The 16,977-nt window shown below is 68.8% G+C and carries 14 protein-coding genes; 11 read left to right on the forward strand and 3 right to left on the reverse strand.

The window, feature by feature from the left end:
• Position 1: 1 nt before the first annotated feature.
• From kdpC to ABJK40_RS02895, 9 genes are all read left to right on the forward strand, one after another.
• Positions 2-580 carry a K(+)-transporting ATPase subunit C gene (kdpC, locus tag ABJK40_RS02855; protein WP_348478063.1) on the forward strand — a complete coding sequence of 193 codons (579 nt, stop codon included), beginning with the start codon at positions 2-4 and terminating at the stop codon, positions 578-580.
• Positions 580-3,150, forward strand: coding sequence for an ATP-binding protein (locus ABJK40_RS02860; protein ID WP_348478062.1), 2,571 nt, complete (start codon positions 580-582; stop codon positions 3,148-3,150). The genes kdpC and ABJK40_RS02860 overlap by 1 nt, the downstream gene beginning before the upstream one ends.
• A complete protein-coding gene (locus tag ABJK40_RS02865; protein ID WP_348478061.1) occupies positions 3,147-3,944 on the forward strand; it encodes a response regulator in 798 nt (265 codons plus the stop codon). Before ABJK40_RS02860 ends, ABJK40_RS02865 begins: the two co-directional genes overlap by 4 nt.
• On the forward strand, positions 3,941-4,774 hold the full coding sequence (locus ABJK40_RS02870) for a DUF4118 domain-containing protein (protein WP_348478060.1): 834 nt from the start codon (positions 3,941-3,943) through the stop codon (positions 4,772-4,774). Before ABJK40_RS02865 ends, ABJK40_RS02870 begins: the two co-directional genes overlap by 4 nt.
• Before the next feature lie 51 nt (positions 4,775-4,825).
• Entirely contained in the window at positions 4,826-6,217 is a 1,392-nt protein-coding gene (locus ABJK40_RS02875) for a TldD/PmbA family protein (RefSeq protein ID WP_348478059.1), read from the forward strand.
• Positions 6,218-6,329: 112 nt separating this feature from the next.
• A complete protein-coding gene (locus ABJK40_RS02880) occupies positions 6,330-7,706 on the forward strand; it encodes a TldD/PmbA family protein (RefSeq protein WP_348478058.1) in 1,377 nt (458 codons plus the stop codon).
• A 238-nt stretch (positions 7,707-7,944) separates the two neighbouring features.
• Entirely contained in the window at positions 7,945-8,736 is a 792-nt protein-coding gene (locus tag ABJK40_RS02885; protein ID WP_348478057.1) for an ATP-binding cassette domain-containing protein, read from the forward strand.
• 2 nt (positions 8,737-8,738) lie between these two features.
• Positions 8,739-9,560 carry an ABC transporter permease gene (locus ABJK40_RS02890; RefSeq protein WP_348478056.1) on the forward strand — a complete coding sequence of 274 codons (822 nt, stop codon included), beginning with the start codon at positions 8,739-8,741 and terminating at the stop codon, positions 9,558-9,560.
• Positions 9,560-10,552: a WYL domain-containing protein gene (locus ABJK40_RS02895; RefSeq protein WP_348478055.1), complete on the forward strand. Its 993-nt coding sequence runs from the start codon at positions 9,560-9,562 to the stop codon at positions 10,550-10,552. The genes ABJK40_RS02890 and ABJK40_RS02895 overlap by 1 nt, the downstream gene beginning before the upstream one ends.
• Positions 10,553-10,603: 51 nt before the next feature.
• Here the strand turns inward: ABJK40_RS02895 and ABJK40_RS02900 are convergent, their stop codons facing one another.
• Entirely contained in the window at positions 10,604-11,635 is a 1,032-nt protein-coding gene (locus ABJK40_RS02900; protein WP_348478054.1) for a 1-aminocyclopropane-1-carboxylate deaminase, read from the reverse strand.
• Positions 11,636-11,665: 30 nt separating this feature from the next.
• Between ABJK40_RS02900 and ABJK40_RS02905 the strand changes: the two genes are divergently transcribed.
• Both ABJK40_RS02905 and ABJK40_RS02910 read left to right on the forward strand, forming a co-directional pair.
• Entirely contained in the window at positions 11,666-12,352 is a 687-nt protein-coding gene (locus ABJK40_RS02905; RefSeq protein WP_348478053.1) for a GntR family transcriptional regulator, read from the forward strand.
• Positions 12,349-14,694, forward strand: coding sequence for a 1-deoxy-D-xylulose-5-phosphate synthase N-terminal domain-containing protein (locus ABJK40_RS02910; RefSeq protein ID WP_348478052.1), 2,346 nt, complete (start codon positions 12,349-12,351; stop codon positions 14,692-14,694). Before ABJK40_RS02905 ends, ABJK40_RS02910 begins: the two co-directional genes overlap by 4 nt.
• Before the next feature lie 106 nt (positions 14,695-14,800).
• On the opposite strand, the gene ABJK40_RS02915 is transcribed toward ABJK40_RS02910, so the two are convergent.
• Both ABJK40_RS02915 and serC read right to left on the reverse strand, forming a co-directional pair.
• The gene (locus ABJK40_RS02915; RefSeq protein ID WP_348478051.1) at positions 14,801-15,664 is read right to left on the reverse strand and encodes a PAC2 family protein; all 864 of its coding nucleotides are present in this window, start codon (positions 15,662-15,664) and stop codon (positions 14,801-14,803) included.
• Positions 15,665-15,821: 157 nt separating this feature from the next.
• Positions 15,822-16,958, reverse strand: a complete 1,137-nt coding sequence (serC, locus tag ABJK40_RS02920) for a phosphoserine transaminase (protein WP_348478050.1) — start codon at positions 16,956-16,958, stop codon at positions 15,822-15,824.
• Positions 16,959-16,977: the final 19 nt, after the last annotated feature.

Genomic DNA, 16,977 nt, shown 5'->3' on the forward strand with positions numbered 1-16,977 from the left:
CATGCGTACCCCATTCCTGCGTCACCTCGTTGCGAGCGTGCGTATCCTGGCGTTGATGACCGTCGTCCTCGGCGTGATCTACCCGCTCGCGGTCACGGCATTCGCCCAGACCGTCGTCGCCGATCGTGCCGACGGTCGCCTGCTCGAGGTGGATGGCGTCGTCGTCGGATCGGAACTGATCGGCCAGGAGTTCACGTCGCCGCAGTACGTCCACTCCCGCCCGAGCGCGGTCGGACACGACGGCGCTGCGAGCGGTGGATCGAACCTGGGGCCGACGAGCCCCACTCTGCTCGACGCCGTCGACGCCCGCGCCGCTGCGTATCGCAGCGAGAACGGCCTGGCCCCCGATGCAGCGGTTCCCGTCGACGCGGTGACCGCGTCGGGCTCGGGCCTCGACCCGCACATCTCCCCGGCCAATGCACGGTTGCAGGCGGAGCGTGTGGCGGCTGCGAGAGGACTGGCCGTCGACGTGGTCCTCGACGCGATCGACGATCACACCGAACGCCGGCCGCTGGGCGTGCTCGGCGACGATGCCGTCAACGTGCTTGCACTCAACGTCGCACTCGATCGCCTGGGTTGATGGTGACCACCGGAGCGGGCAGAGGGGCGCTGCGTGTGTACCTCGGCGCGGCGCCGGGCGTGGGGAAGACGTATCGGATGCTGCAGGAGGCACACCGACGCGCCGAGCGCGGAACCGACATCGTGGTCGGCATCGTGGAGACCCATGGACGCGAACACACCGCGGCGCTGATCGACGGCCTCGAGGTGATCCCCCGGCGGACGATCGAGCATCGTGGTGCGGTCCTCCACGAACTCGACGTCGAAGCGGTCCTCGACCGGCGCCCCGAGGTGGTGGCGGTCGACGAATTCGCCCACACGAATGCCCCCGGCTCGGTCGCGACCAAACGGTGGCAGGACGTCGAACGACTCCTCGACGCCGGCATCGACGTGATCACGACCGTCAACATCCAGCACTTGGAGTCGCTGAACGACGCACTCCTCAGGATCACCGGCGTGCAACAGGCCGAGACCATCCCGGACGCCGTCGTGCGGCAGGCGGATCAGATCGAACTGGTGGACATGGCGCCCGAGGCACTGCACCGGCGGATGATCCACGGCAACGTGTACCCGCCCGAACGGGTGGACAAGGCGCTGGCCAACTACTTCCGGATCGGCAACCTGACGGCCCTCCGCGAACTCGCCCTGCTGTGGGTCGCCGACCGCGTGGAGGAGGAACTGCGCCGGTACCGCAGCGACCGGAGCATCGATCGGCCGTGGGAGACGCGCGAACGTCTCGTGGTCGCCGTGACGGGTTCGCCGTGGAGCGAGCCGCTGATCCGGCGCGCCGCTCGCATGGCGGAGCGCTCCCGCGCCGAGCTGATCGGCGTCCACGTCCGACGGTCCGACGGTCTCGGGAGCGACACGGCGGACGATCAGATCGCCAAGCACCGCCAGTTGCTGGTGGACCTGGGCGGCCGGTACCACGAGGTGGTCGGCGACGACCCGGCACGACAACTCACCGCCTTCGCACGCGGGGAGAACGCGACCCAACTCCTGCTCGGCACGTCGCGGCGCGGCCGCCTCGACGAGCTGTTGCACGGCTCGGTCATCAACCGCGCGATCCGGAACTCACCGGACCTGGACGTGCACGTGATCTCCCACGACGCGGATGGCGACGAGCCGCCGATCTGGCGCAGCGCGCCGCGGACGATGAGTCGCCACCGGTTCACCGCACGACGCCGAGCGCTCGCATGGGTGCTCGCGGTCGTCGGGCCGATCGTGTTGACGGCCGTTTTCGTGCCGTTCCGTGAGGACAACGGTCTCCCCGGAGTGCTGCCCGCCTACCTCCTCCTGGTCGTGATCGCGGCGGTCACCGGCGGCACCGGGCCCGCCCTGTTGGCGTCGGTCGGTGGGTTCGCGCTCGGCAACGTGTTCCTCACCCGACCGTTCGAGACGTTCCGCATCACGGCGTTGTCGAGCGTGGTCGGCCTGGTGTCGTTCCTGTCGGTCGCGCTGCTCGTGGCGGTGATCGTCGGGCGCCTCGGTCGCCAGTCCGCCGAGGCCGAGACCGCGCGGACCCAGGCCCGCGCCCTCGCGTCCGCATCGGCCACGCTCGCCGACACCGACCCCGTTCCCGAGTTGCTCGGCCAACTCCGGATCCTGCTGGAACTCGATGCGATGGCCGTGCTCGACGAACACGGCGAGACGATCGTGTCGTCGGGCGACACGTCGAGGTTGGACGACGCCGAGCACATCGACCTGACCGACGGTCGATCGCTGGTCACGTCCCGACCGATCGCCGATGCCGAAGACCGCCTGATCCTGCGCGCATTCGCAGACCAACTCACCGTGGCGCTGCGTCGTGCCGAGCTCGCCGGCGATGCCGCACGGGCGGAGGCGCTCGCAGAGGCCGACCGCTTCCGCACCGCACTCCTGCGTTCGGTCTCCCACGACCTGCGCACCCCGTTGGCGTCGATCACCGCCGCCGGGTCGTCGTTGCAACAGGACGACGTGGAGTGGCCCGACGACGCACGGCGCGAGTTCCTCTCCACGATCGTCGAGGAGGCGGGCCGCCTCGACCGCATCGTCGCCAACCTGCTGGACGCGAGTCGCCTGGAGGCGGGCGCCTTGACGATCGATCGTGGGCCGGTCCGACTCGACGAGGTCATCGAGGCGGTGGTGTCGGGAATCGATCTCCGCAACGTTCGGGATCTCGGCGTCCATGTCGACATCGACATGGCCCCGGTGCGCGCCGACGTCGGACTCCTCGAGCGGGCGCTGGAGAACATCGTAGCGAACGCAGCGAGACACTCGCCCGAACGCATCGAGATCCGGGCAGGTGACGGTGGCGACGGCGAGGCGTACCTGTCGGTCGTCGACCACGGGCCGGGTGTTCCGCCGGATCGTCGGCCGCACATGTTCGATGCGTTCCAGCAACTCGACGACCGCAACCCGGGCGTGGGGCTCGGGCTGTCCGTCGCCCAGGGATTCGTGACGGCGATGGACGGGCGACTGCTGGTGGACGACACGGAAGGCGGCGGCCTCACGGTCGAGATCCGGCTGCCGCTCGCAACGGGCTGGACGACGGACCGGGCGACGACGGACCGGGCGACGATGGGCCGGGCGACGATGGGGACAACACGCTCGTGACCTCGGCCGACCGCATCCTCGTCGTCGACGACGAGGTCCAGATCCGGCGCGCGCTGCGGACCAACCTCGTCGTGCGTGGCTACGACGTGATCGAGGCGTCGACGGGTGCGCAGGCCGTGCTGGCGGTGACCGAGGACCGTCCCGATCTCGTGCTCCTCGACCTCGGCCTCCCGGATCTCGACGGCATCGACGTCCTGTACGGGATCCGGGGTCTGTCGACCGTGCCCGTGATCGTGCTGACGGTCCGCGATCGCGAGCAGGACAAGGTCGAGGCACTCGACGCGGGTGCCGACGACTACGTGACCAAGCCGTTCGGCATGAACGAGTTGCTCGCCCGGCTGCGGGCGCAGTTGCGTCGGGCGACGGTCGCCGACGGCGCAGACGGACCGCGAGTCGTGGCGACCGCTGCGTTCTCGATCGACCTGGTCGAGGGTCGGGCTCGACTCGGCGACGGGTCGACCGTCCACCTCACGCCCAAGGAGTGGGCGATCGTCGAACTCCTCGCACGGAATCCGGGTCGTCTCGTGACGCAGCGCCAGGTCCTGCACCACGTGTGGGGCGAGCACTACGACACCGAGACGCACTACCTGCGCGGGTTCATGGCCCAGATCCGCCAGAAGCTCGAACCCGACCCGGTCCGGCCCGCGTTCTTCGTGACCGAACCCGGGATCGGCTACCGACTCGAAGGCGTGGTCGACGGCCCCGACGAGCACTCGGTCCCGAACGCCGACCGGGACACCGGCCAAGACGCCAGCCGGGAGACCGGCCAGGACACCGGCGAGGTCGGGCCGTGAGCCCGTATGCGCGACTGCTCCGCTTCCTCGTGCTGTCGAACTTCCGGACGGGAGCGCCGGTGGGGGACCGCCCCGAGCCGGCGAGCGAGCACCCGCGAGCAGCCGCCCGCAGCCGTTCGGTCACGATCGCCGTCGCCGTCGTCGTCCCGATCCTCGCGGGCGTGGTCCTGGTGCCGTCGCGCGACGCGGTCGGCCAGAGCTCGGCGATCCTGTTCGTGCTGCCGACGTTGTTCGTGGCCCTGGCCCGCGGTCCGCTCGGCGCTGTCGTCGCCGGCGTCGTGTCGTCGCTCGCCTACAACGCCCTGCACACCCAGCCGTACTACTCGCTCGTGATCGAGGACTCCGACGAGATCGTGGCGATGGTCGTGCTGCTCGTCGCCGGCACGGTGGTCGGGGTCACCAGTTCGCACCTCCGCGAGATGAGCGAAGCGGCCTTCACCCGTGGCCGCGACGTCGACGGGTTCGTGGCGCTCGTGGCCGGTGGTCGCACTCCGTCGGATCTGGCGGACATCGCCTGTCGCGAGCTGACCACCATCCTCCGGGCGTCGTCGGCGACGTGGCATCCCGGCTACCACGGCACCGTCGACCCGGTGATGTCGACAGCGGGAACCGTGTCGAATCGCTCGGAGGAGGTCCTTCCGTCGTCGGTCGAGATCCCGGCGACGGTGGGCCTGGTCGAGCTGGGACGATTCGTCGTGCGCAGTGAAGGTCGCCCGACGTCGATCGAGGAACGTCGCGTGGCGCTCTCGCTGGTCGCGGTGTTCGCACGATTCGTCACGGGACCGTCGCTCGAGGGGTTCGACACGAGCCGCGGGGGTCGGTCCGGCTGAGTCGGCCGTGTCCGGGTTCGGTCGCCGGTGCCGGTTCGTACACTGGTCGAGGTGATCGACAACGACGTCCTGGAACGAGTGCTCGCCGGTGCCACGAAGACCGGTGCCGATTTCGCCGAGGTGTACGCCGAGGACAAGAGGTCCACCTCTGCGGGTCTCGACGACGGACGCATCGAACAGGTCACGAGTGGTCGTGACCGCGGTGCGGGGATCCGCGTGATCGCCGGGGACACGACCGGTTTCGCGTACACCTCCGACCTGACCGAGGCCGGTCTGTCGGCGGCTGCGGGTGCCGCCGCAGCCGCAGCGAGCCAGGGTGGCGGTGGCGTCAACTCCGTCGGGCTGACCCGAGCGGCGACGCACCGTCCGAATGCGATCGTCCACCAGCCCGACTCGATCGAGAAGGCCCGCAAGGTCGAGTTGCTCGTCCGCATGAACGACGCCGCTCGCGCGTACGGACCCGAGATCGTCCAGGTGTCGGCCGGGTACGGCGACAGCACCAAGCGGGTGCTCGTCGCGAACACCGACGGCGTCCTCGCCGACGACGAGGTGGTCCGCACCCTGCTGCGCATCAACGCCGTCGCGAACGGTGACGGCGGCATGCAGACCGGGTACCAGTCGATGGGGCACACGGTCGGGTTCGAGATCTTCGACACCGTCGACGTCGAGGACATGGCCCGTGAAGCCGCCCGCCAGGCCGTCACCAAGCTCGCAGCCCGCCCGGCGCCGTCGGGCTCGATGCCCGTCGTCATCAAGCACGGCACCGGTGGCGTGCTCTTCCACGAGGCGTGCGGACACGGCCTCGAGGCCGACCACATCCAGAAGGGCGCGTCGGTCTATGCGGGCAAGGTCGGCAAGCAGGTCGCGAACGAGATGGTCACCCTCGTCGACGACGGGACGATGCCCGGCGAGTGGGGAACCCTGGGTTTCGACGACGAGGGCTCGCAGACCCGACGCAACGTGTTGATCGAGGACGGTGTGCTGACCGACTACATGTGGGACTACCTGCGGTCGCGCAAGGACGGTCGCCCTCAGTCGGGCAACGGCCGGCGCCAGAGCTACCAGCACCTGCCGATGGTCCGCATGACCAACACCTACGTCATGAACGGCCCCGACGACCCCGACGACATCGTCGCCAGTACCCCCAACGGCGTCTACGTCGCGAAGCTCGGCGGCGGGTCGGTCAACACGGCGTCGGGCGACTTCGTGTTCGGCATGACCGAGGCGTACCTGATCGAGGACGGGAGGATCACCGAGCCGCTGCGTGATGGCAACCTGATCGGCAACGGCCCCAAGGTCCTCCAGGACATCGACATGCTCGCGAACGACTTCTCGATGGGCAGCCCGGGCACGTGTGGCAAGGACGGCCAGGGCGTTCCGGTCGGCGACGGTCAGCCGACACTGCGAGTGAAGGCACTCACGGTCGGAGGCACCGCGGCATGAGCTGTGTCGAGAGCGCCGGCTCGCGCCGAGCGCAGCGTTCATGCCACGCAGGCGCCTTCCCGGCTGCGCTGACGATGGTGCGCCAGACGCGGCCCTCGTCGAAGGAGACATCATGATCGACACGACCGATGAGTTGCAGGCGATCGCCGATCGGGTGATCGAGCAGGCGGCCGGCAACGAGCAGATCGAAGCGTTCGTGTCTCGCGGCGGTGAGACCGAGGTGCGGGTGTACCAGGGCGCCGTCGAGCACTTCGTGTCGGCACAGTCCGAAGGCATCGGCATCCGGGTGATCGAGGGCGGGCGCACCGGCTTCGCCTACGCCGGCACGCTCGACCCCGACGCCGTACGCGAGGTGTTGGCCGAAGCACGCGACAACGTCGCGTTCGGCACGAGCGACGAGTTCGCCGGCCTCGCCGAACCCGACGGCGTTCCCACGACCGAGCAGGTGATGTGGAACGACGTGCTCGCCGAGTACCCGACCGACCGCAAGATCGACATCGCGAAGACCCTCGAGAAGCTCGCGTCCGGGCTCGACCCGCGCGTCCGCGTCGACGACGCCAACTACGCCGACGGCTGGGGCGAAGCCGCAGTCGCCTCGACCGCCGGCATCCGCCAGGCCGGACGGGAGAACGGCTGCTACGTGTCGGTGTCCACGCTGGCCGACGGCGAAGGAGGTGGGGGCGAGGGGGACGATGCCGAGACCCAGACCGGATTCGGGTTCTCCGTGGGTGATTCGCCCGACGAGTTCGACCTCGAACGGGCGGCGCGCGAGGCGAGCGAGCGGGCCACCCGTCTGCTCGGTGCGACCAAGCCGAAGTCGAAGACCACCACGGTGGTCCTCGATCCGTTCGTCACCGCTCAGTTCCTCGGGGTGATCTCCTCCACGCTCAACGGGATGGCCGTGGCGAAGGGTCGTTCGTTGTTCAAGGACCGGCTGGGCGAGACCGTGGCGAACGAACTCGTCACGCTCGTCGACGATCCGACGAACCCGAACGCCTACACCTCGACCGACGTCGACGGTGAAGGTCTCGCCGCCCGTCGCAACGTGTTGATCGAGAACGGCGTGCTGAAGCAGTTCGTGCACAACTCCTCGTCGGCCCGACGGGTCGGAGGCGTGTCGACGGGCAACGCGACCCGTGGCGGATTCGCCGGCACTCCGGGCGTGGGCTGCCTCGCGCTGTCGCTCGTGCCGGGTGCTCGGACGCAGGACGAGATCGTCGCCTCGATCGACGACGGCCTGCTCGTGCAGCAGATGCAGGGTCTGCATTCGGGTGTGAACCCCATCTCGGGCGACTTCTCCACCGGTGCGGCCGGCCTGTTGATCGAGAATGGGACGATCGGCGCCCCGGTGCGCGAGTTCACGATCGCCTCGACGCTGCAGCGGATGCTGCTCGACATCGTCGAGGTCGGCGGCGACATCGAGTGGCTGCCGACGAGTGCGGCGGGGATGTCGCTCGTCATCTCCGGCATCACCATGTCGGGTTCCTGACCCGCGCCTGCGCTCCACCCGCCCCCCGCGCCGAATCCGTGTGCCTGAGCCCGCCGTGCGGGTCCGGGTGCACATGTGCGGTCTCGACGCGCGGACGTGCGCGTGGGGATTCCTGATTGCGGACATGATCTGTCCGCATGGTTCGTCATGATCGTGTGGCAGGTCGGATCCGCCGACCCGCCACGAACAGGGAGCAGATCATGACGACCAATTTCACACGGCCACCGGGGCGAACCCGATGAGCGCGATCAGCGCAGTCGGGCTGCGCAAGACGTACGTGGGTGGCGACGGTGAGGTCGACGCCGTGCGCGGCGTCGACCTCGACGTGGCGGAGGGGGAGGTGTTCGGCTTCCTCGGCCCCAACGGTGCGGGCAAGTCGACCACGGTCCGCATGCTCACCACGCTGATGACGATGACGGGGGGCTCGGCCTTCGTCGCCGGCGTCGACATCGCCGCAGACCCGCATGGAGCGCGACGCAAGATCGGGGTCGCCCTCCAGGAGGCGGGCCTCGACCCCCGTCAGACCGGTCGCGAGATCCTCACCCTCCAGGCCCGACTCTTCGGGATGTCGTCGACCGAGGCGTCGGAGCGAGCGCAGGAACTGCTCGTCCTCGTGGAGTTGCTCGACGCCGCGGACCGTCGGGTCAAGGGCTACTCGGGTGGCATGAAGCGTCGTCTCGACCTCGCCTCGGCGCTCGTCCACCGACCGGAGGTGCTGTTCCTCGACGAACCCACCACCGGGCTCGACCCGGCCAGCCGACTCACGGTGTGGGACGAGGTGCGCCGCATCAACCGTCTCGGCACCACGGTGTTCCTCACCACGCAGTACCTCGAGGAAGCCGACCAACTGTGCAACCGGTTGGCGATCATCGACGGCGGACGGATCGTTCGCGAAAGAACACCCGCATCGCTCAAGCAGGACCTGCGCGATCGCGCGGGCCTGTCCACCGACCCCACGCTCGACGACGTCTTCCTCGACGCCACGGGCCGTACCCGCGACAAGGTCGCGGGCGAAGTGAAGGAGATCTGACCATGACCATCACCACACACGCAGCGCCCGACTCGCGACCCATGTCGGCCACCGGGTCGACGAACGCCGCTCGCGACTCGCTGATCCTCGGCGGTCGGGCGATCCGCGAGGCGATCCGCACGCCGGACTCGCTGTTCCCGACGATCCTCATCCCGCTGTTCTTCCTCGTCGTCAACGTGGGGCAGGCCGCTCGGATCTTCCCGGCCGACGGAACGTCGTTCCTGCAGGGTCAGAACTACGGGGCGTTCCAACTGCCGGCGTCCCTGCTGCTGTCTGCGTCGTTCGGCGGGGCGGCGTTGTACCTCGTCGAGGAGATCGAAGGCGGCTACTTCGACAAGCTTCGTGCGACACCGATCTCGCGGATGGCGCTCGTTCTCGGTCGTCTCTACGCCGAGTTCGTGAAGACGATGGTGGTCGGAACCGTGATGGTGGTGCTCGCACTGCTCTTCGGGATCCGGGTCGAGTCCGGCTTCCTCGGTTTCCTGGTCCTGGTCGTCATGGTGTCGCTCTGGGCGATGGTGTTCAGCGGGTTCATGCAACTGATCGCGGTCAAGACCCGCAGTGCGGCGGCGACGCAGGGGGCGAGCATGGTGTTCTTCCCGTTGCTGTTCCTGACACCCAACTTCGTGCCTCGCGACCAGCTGACCCGCCCGATGGAGGTCGCCGCCACGATCAACCCCGTCACGTACGTCATGGAAGGGGCACGTTCGCTGATCCTCGACGGTTTCGACGGGCCGTCGCTCGTCAAGGCGTTCGCCGTCGTGGCGGTGGCGATGGCGGCGATGTTGGCGCTCAGCATCAAGATGGTCAACAGTTACGACTGATGTCGGATCCCACAGCTCGGACCCTGTCGCTGCTCTCGCTGCTGCAGACGCATCGAATGTGGCGCGGCGCCGATCTCGCCGGTGAGCTCGGCGTCAGCGAGCGCACGGTGCGGCGCGACGTCGACCGACTGCGTGGGCTCGGCTATCCGGTCGACGCGGAACCGGGTGTCGACGGCGGGTATCGACTCGCCGTCGGCGCCCATCTGCCAGCGCTCCTCGTCACCGACGACGAAGCGATCGCACTCACCGTCGGGCTGCGCGCCACGGCGTTGAGTGCGATCGAGGGGATCGAGAACTCGTCGGTGGCGCTGATGACCAAGCTCGACGACATCCTCCCCGATCGTCTCCGACGTCAGATCGACGCACTCCAGCGGAGCGTCGAGGTCATGACCTGGTCACACGACGGGGCGGTCGTCCGATCGAACGACCTCACGGTGTTGAGCCAGGGGTGTCGCGACAGCGAGGAGGTCCGCTTCGCGTACCGGCGTCGTGATGGCGAGGATTCACACCGACTCGTGCAGCCACACCAGCTCGTTGCCGCCGGGCGGCGCTGGTACCTCGTCGCGTGGGACGTGCGGCGTGGAGACTGGCGCACGTTCCGCGTCGACCGGATGAGCGAACCCGCTCTCGCCGGAGTCCGTTTCGAACGACGCCCGCTCCCGGCCGCCGATGCCGCGTCGTTCGTGCGCGAGGGGATGCGCTCGATGGTCGCCGCGCATCGGGCGGTCGTCGTCGTGTCGGCATCGACCGCAGAGGTCGAGACGCTCGGCCACTGGATCTCCGGCGACGCGACCCCGACGGACGACGGACGGGTCGCGGTGACCATCACCGCCGACGACCTGGTCCACGTCGCCTCGACGATCGCGTTCATCGCCACCCGCTTCGACATCGAGATCGACACCGCGCCCGACGAAGTGCGTCGGATCGTCGACTCCACGGCGCGGCGACTTCGAGGATCGATGTCGGCCGCCGGGACGATGCGACCGGACTGACGTCTCCCGACGTCCAGGGCCGCGGCTCCGACGGGAGGCGCCGTCGTGTCGTCAGCCCAGTCCGGGGGCGCCGGCATAGGCCGGGAGGCAGGGCTGGCCGCCCAGGTGGCAGTACATCACCGTGGAGCCGGCCGGGATCTCGCCGCTGCGGACCATTCCGATCAGTCCGGCCATCGACTTGCCCTCGTACACCGGGTCGGTGAGCATCCCCTCGGTCCGGGCCGTGAGGTGGATGGCGTCGACGGTCTGCTGGTCGGGGATGCCGTACGCGGGGCCCTCGTAGCCGGCCACGACCGTGATCTCGTCGTCGCGCAGCTCACGACCGAGTTCGATCGTCTCGGCGGTGTTCCGTGCGATGCGGGTGACCTGCTCGACGGTCTTGTCGAGCGTCGCCGAGGCGTCGATGCCGATCACGTGCCGCTTTGCAGGAAGCGCCTCCGTGTCCTCGAGGGCGAACCCGGCGATCATCCCGGCGTGGCTCGACCCGGTCACGGTGCAGACCACGACGTGGTCGAAGAAGGTGTCGATCTCGGCCTCCTGTGCAGCCAGTTCGACCGCCCAGTTCGCGAAGCCGAGACCGCCGAGAGGATGATCCGATGCTCCGGCTGGGATCGGGTACGGCTTGCCGCCGGCTGCCTCGACCGAGGCGAGGGCGTCGCGCCAACTGTCACGGATGCCGATGTCGAAGCCTGCGTCGTCGATGCGGATGTCACCGCCCATGATGCGGGTCAGCTGGATGTTGCCGACCTTGTCGTAGTTCATGTCGGGCCAGTCGACCCACGCCTCCTGCACCGTCACGCATCCGAGTCCGAGGTGGCGGGCCACGCCGGTGACGGCGCGCGTGTGGTTGGACTGGATGCCGCCGATCGACACCAGCGTGTCGCACCCGGTGGCCAGGGCGTCGGCCACGAGGTACTCCAGCTTGCGGACCTTGTTTCCTCCGAATGCGATGCCCGAGTTGCAGTCCTCCCGCTTGGCCCAGATCTCGACGTCTCCGCCCAATGCCTCCGACAGGCGCGGCAGAGGATGGATGGGGGACGGTCCGAACGTGAGCGGGTGGCGAGGGAAGTCGGCGAGTTTCATCTCGACAGCATAATCGTATACGATCGGTGGATGTCAACCGTCGATCGAGTGCAGCGCAGCGTGATGGACCGGATGCTGCGCGGAGCTCTCGCCCCGGGCACCTGGATGCGCCAGGACGAGCTGGCTGCGTCGATGGGGGTGAGCAAGATCCCGGTCCGCGAGGCCCTGCAGCGTCTCGCAGCCCTCGGCCTGTTGCGTTTCGAGCCCAATCGGGGCGCCGTGATCCCGGCGCTCACGGCTGCCGAGGCCGACGAGAACTTCACGCTCCGGCGTGCGGTGGAACCCGAACTGCTGCGTCGCTCGATCCCGAAGCTGACGATCGTCGACCTCGCCGAAGCGGAACTCGCCCTCGCATCGGACCGTCCCGCGACGTCCGACGCCGACCCGTCGGGCCTCGAGGCCAACTGGCGGTTCCACCGGGCGATCTACGTCGCGTCGGGCTGGGAGCGCGGCCTCGCCGTCGTGGAGATCCTCCACGCATCCGTCGCTCCGTACGTGCGGCTGTACACCGATTCTCTCGGTGGTGGTTCGGACTCCGACGTCGAACACCAGGCGCTGCTCGACGCGTGCCGATCCGGAGATGTCGACGGTGCCGTCGATCTGCTCGACGCGCACCTCGACCACGCCGCCACCGCGCTCCGGGCGTTCCTCGACGACGACGTCGTGGACGGACCGGCAGCGCGGGGGAGTGAAGTGGGCGAGGATGGGTGGTCATGAGCGACGAGATCGACATCGAGACGCTGCGTGAGATCGAACGTCGTGTGCTGTGGCTCGCCACCCGCATGATCGACCACGCCAACCGACGAGAAGAAGCGGCGGGCCGCCACGACGTGAAGGTCGGTGGGCACCAGGCGTCGAGCGCGTCGATGGTGTCGATCATGACGGCGCTGTGGTTCGCGCACATCGGCGGCGAGGACAAGGTGGCGGTCAAGCCGCACGCATCGCCGGTGTACCACGCGATCAAGTATCTGACCGGGGAACTCGACCGCTCGTACCTCACGACGCTGCGCCAACGAGGTGGGCTGCAGGCCTACCCGTCACGTACGAAGGACCCCGACGTGTCGGACTTCTCGACCGGATCGGTCGGCCTCGGAGCGGTCGCCCCGCTCTTCTCCGCCCTGACCCGTCGGTACGTGGACTCGCACTTCGGCCAGCAGCCCCGCGCCCGCTTCGTCGCGCTGGTCGGTGACGCCGAACTCGACGAGGGCAACGTGTGGGAGGCGATCGCCGACCCCGCCACCCGAGGGCTCGGCAACTTCACGATGGTCATCGACCTGAACCGCCAGTCGCTCGATCGCGTGATCCCCGACATCGCCGCCACCCGACTGAAGCGCTTCTTCGCCGATGCCGGGTGGCACGTGGCCGAGGCGAAGTACGGGCGCCGGCTGACCGCGGCGTTCGCCCAGCCGGGAGGCGATGCGCTCGAGGCGCACATCGACGCCATGGCGAACGAGGCCTATCAGGAGTTGTTCGGCCTGTCGTCCGCCGACGCGAAACGCAAGTTCCTCGTCGGTGCGGACCGTGCGGTGCTCGATGTCGCCGACACGATGAGCGACGACGAGTTGCAGCGCCTGGTGACCGACCTCGGAGGGCACGATCTCGGGCTCCTCGTCGACACGTTCCGCTCCTGTGATGCCGAGGTGGACCGTCCATCGGTCGTGTTCGCCTACACGATCAAGGGTCACGGTCTCGCGATGGCGGGCGACCCGATGAACCACTCGGCGCTGCTGAGCTCGGAACAGATCGACGAGTTCCGATCGTCGCTCGGCTTGACCACCGAGACCGAATGGGACCGCTTCGACGACGAGTCCGAAGCCGGTCGCCGGTGCCGCTCGGTCGGCGGAGACATCAACAACGAGCCGGCTCGGCCGCGACCCGAACTGTCGATCCCCACGTCGGTGCGGTCCACGACGACGCGAGGCGTGTCGTCGACCCAGGAAGCCTTCGGCAGAGTGCTCGCGGGACTCGCCGATGTCGAGGGCGTCGGTGAGCGGATCGTCACCACGGCCCCCGACGTGTCGATCTCCACGAACCTGGGCGGGTTCATCAACAAGCGCGGCGTGTACTCCCACGACGAGCGTGACGACCACCACGGGGGAGCGGACCGACTGCTGCGGTGGGCGCCCGGGCCGACCGGGCAGCACATCGAACTCGGCATCAGCGAGATGAACCTGTTCATGCTGCTGGGTCAACTCGGGCTGAGTCACGACCACCACGGTGAGCATCTGCTGCCGGTCGGCACCGTCTACGACCCGTTCGTGCTCCGTGGGCTCGACGCCTTCATCTACGGCCTCTACAACGATGCCAAGTTCGTCGTCGCGGGAACCCCTGCCGGGGTCACGCTCGCTCCCGAGGGAGGCGCACACCAGTCGACCATCACGGCGTCGGTCGGTGCGGAACTGCCGAACCTGACCTACTTCGAGCCGGCGTTCGCGACCGAGGTCGACTGGATCCTGTGTGACGCACTGGACCAGATCGGCCGTGCCGACGGGACCAGCAGCTACCTCCGGCTGTCCACGCGGCCGATCGACCAGGAGCCGTTCGGTGCCGTGCTCGATCGTGTGGGCGAGGGGGTGCTCCGCGGCCAGGTGCTGTCCGGCGGCTACCGACTGCGCGACGCCCCACCCGACGGGCGACCGGGGGTCACGATCGTGACCACCGGGGTGATGGCGCCCGAGGCGCTCGCCGCGTCCGACGAACTCGACGCCGAGGGGGTGCAGGCCACCGTGGTGCACCTCACGAGCCCCGACCGGATCCACGCGAGTTGGCGTGGCGACCTGGTCCGGGCGATGGCCACGGCGCGGCTCTCACCGTCGTCGAGCCGCCTCCACGAGATGATCCCGGTCGACGAACGCAGCCGTCCGGTCGTGAGCGTGCACGACGCGTCGAGCCACAGTCTCGGGTGGATCGGCTCGGCACTCGGAACCCGCCAGTACTCGCTCGGCGTCGACCGCTTCGGCGAGTCCGGCACGATCGCCGACCTGCACGAACTGACGGGGATCGACACGGACAGCATCGTCAATGCCGCACTCGTGGCCGTCGCCCAGTCGAACCGGTAGCCGCGACGTCAGCCCCTCACGTTCGTCCGACGGCTCTCGTTCCCGACGGTCTCCCGCTGGGTCGGGTTCGGGGCGGAACGCCAGGTGCGTGGGGCGACGCCGACGATCAGTCGTCGTCGCGGAGGTGGTCGAGGAACTTCTCGAAGTCGGCCGCCAGGTCGTCGGCGGTCGGGATGGCGGCCTCGGCTCGGCGATCGAACTCGGCCTCGAGCATGCGGACGTACATCCGCAGTTGGTTGTCGGTGTCGATGATCTCGTCGTGCACATCGCGCCACGAGTCGATCTGATCGCTGAAGTCGATGCGGGCCGGCACGTTCAGGACATGACTCAGGTGCCGTGAGAGGGCGGCTGTCGCCTGCGGGTGCTCCGCGTTCATCAGGTAGTGGGGAATGCCGACGCGGAGCGAGACGGCGGGGATGTCACGGGCTTCGAGCGCAGCCTGCAGGACGCCCGCCACGCCCGTGATCCCCTGATACGACGGCGCACTCAGGCCGAGCGCCCGGGCCAGGGCGACGTTCGACGTGCTGCCGGTGACGGGAGGGCGGCGCGTGTGCGGGATCGCCTCGGCGGCGGAACCCACGGTGACGACGGCTTCGCAGCCGAGCTCCTCGGCGACCGTGACGACGGCGTCGACGTAGGTCGCCCAGTACATGTGCGGCTCGACGCCGATCAGCGACACGAGGTCGCGGTGCCCGACGTTGCGTTGGACGAGGATCTCGTTGGACGGCCACTGGATCGAACGGACGCCGTCGTCGACGGACACCAGCGGACGTTGCTGGGTGAAGTCGTAGAACGGGTCGGGGTCGATCTCGCCGACGATCACCGCCGCATCGTCGTCGATGAACGAATCGACTGCGTGGGTGGCGGCGCTCGCGATGTCGAACCAGCCTTCGAGACCGACGAGCATCACCGGCCGGTCGAGTTCACCGAGTTCGTCGATCGAGAAGTCGAGCACCTCGGACACATCCACGTGTTCCAGTCTGCCTGGTGTGGCAGGGGTCTGACCCACTCCACACCATTGTCGGGCGACGGGTCACGCCACGCCGCGCTGCACTCGGGTGTGGAGTGGGTCAGACCCCGCCACACCATTCGGGGTGCGGAGTGGGTCAGACCCCTGCCACACCCCGTCAGGAGAGTTGGGCGACGACGTGGTCGATCGACTTCGTGAGGGCGTCGACGTCGCTCGGGTCGATGGCGGGGAACATCCCGATGCGCAACTGGTTGCGACCCAGCTTGCGGTAGGCGTCGGTGTCGAGGATTCCGTTGGCTCGCAGAGCGACGCAGACGTCGTTCGCGTCGATCGAGTCGTCGAGGTCGATCGTGCCGACGACGTGGGATCGCTGCGCGGGGTCGGCAACGAAGGGTGTCGCCCAGTCGCGGGACTCGGCCCAGCCGTACAACGTGGCCGCCGACTCGGCGCTGCGACCGGCGGCGAAGTCGAGGCCGCCGTTCGCCAGCATCCAGTCGAGTTGCGCGTCGAGCATCACCAGCGTGGCGACGGCGGGCGTGTTGTACGTCTGGTTCTGCCTGGAGTTGTCGAGCGCGATCCGGAGGTCGAGCGATGCCGGACGCCAGCGGTCGGAGGTGCCGATCCGCTCGATGCGGTCCTGCGCGGCGGGTGAGCATGCTGCGAGCCAGAGCCCGCCGTCGGAGGCGAAACACTTCTGCGGTGCGAAGTAGTACACGTCGACCTCGCCGGGGTTCCAGGTGAGGCCGCCGGCCGCAGAGGTGGCGTCGACGGCGACGAGAGCGGTGTCGGCGCTGGTGCCCGCCGGACGCTTCAGGTCCATCATCACGCCCGTCGAGGTCTCGTTGTGGGTGAGTGCGTAGACGTCGATGCCGTCCTCGGCCTCCAGCGTCGGGTGCGTTCCGACGTCGCTCTTCACGATGCTCGGCTCACCGAGGTGGGGCGCCGCAGCGCATGCTTCGGCGAACTTCGACGAGAACTCGCCGAACACCGCATGCTGGCTGCGGTCGTCGACGAGACCGAAGGTCGCGACGTCCCAGAAGACCGTCGAGCCGCCGTTGCCGAGCACGACCTCCCAGCCATCCGGAAGCGAGAACAGGTCGCTCAGCTTGGACCGGACCGCGCCGACGAGGTTCTTGACCGGCGGCTTGCGGTGGGAGGTGCCGAGCAGGGTGTCGCGGGCGGCGACGATCGCGTCGACCTGCTCGTGGCGGACCTTGGACGGTCCACAGCAGAAACGGCCGTCGGCGGGCAGCAGGTCGGTCGGGATGGTGATCTGGTCGGGGGTTGCGCTCACCCGCCCAGCATGGCGGCCG

It is taken from the genome of Ilumatobacter sp. (genome assembly GCF_039969435.1).
Lineage (GTDB): Bacteria > Actinomycetota > Acidimicrobiia > Acidimicrobiales > Ilumatobacteraceae > Ilumatobacter_A.

Coding starts and splice junctions, on each gene's coding strand:
- kdpC (WP_348478063.1), top strand. CDS start 2: ATGCGTACCCCATTCCTGCGTCACCTCGTTGCGAGCGTGCGTATCCTG.
- ABJK40_RS02860 (WP_348478062.1), top strand. CDS start 580: ATGGTGACCACCGGAGCGGGCAGAGGGGCGCTGCGTGTGTACCTCGGC.
- ABJK40_RS02880 (WP_348478058.1), top strand. CDS start 6,330: ATGATCGACACGACCGATGAGTTGCAGGCGATCGCCGATCGGGTGATC.
- ABJK40_RS02885 (WP_348478057.1), top strand. CDS start 7,945: ATGAGCGCGATCAGCGCAGTCGGGCTGCGCAAGACGTACGTGGGTGGC.
- ABJK40_RS02890 (WP_348478056.1), top strand. CDS start 8,739: ATGACCATCACCACACACGCAGCGCCCGACTCGCGACCCATGTCGGCC.
- ABJK40_RS02895 (WP_348478055.1), top strand. CDS start 9,560: ATGTCGGATCCCACAGCTCGGACCCTGTCGCTGCTCTCGCTGCTGCAG.
- ABJK40_RS02900 (WP_348478054.1), bottom strand. CDS start 11,635: ATGAAACTCGCCGACTTCCCTCGCCACCCGCTCACGTTCGGACCGTCC.
- ABJK40_RS02905 (WP_348478053.1), top strand. CDS start 11,666: ATGTCAACCGTCGATCGAGTGCAGCGCAGCGTGATGGACCGGATGCTG.
- ABJK40_RS02910 (WP_348478052.1), top strand. CDS start 12,349: ATGAGCGACGAGATCGACATCGAGACGCTGCGTGAGATCGAACGTCGT.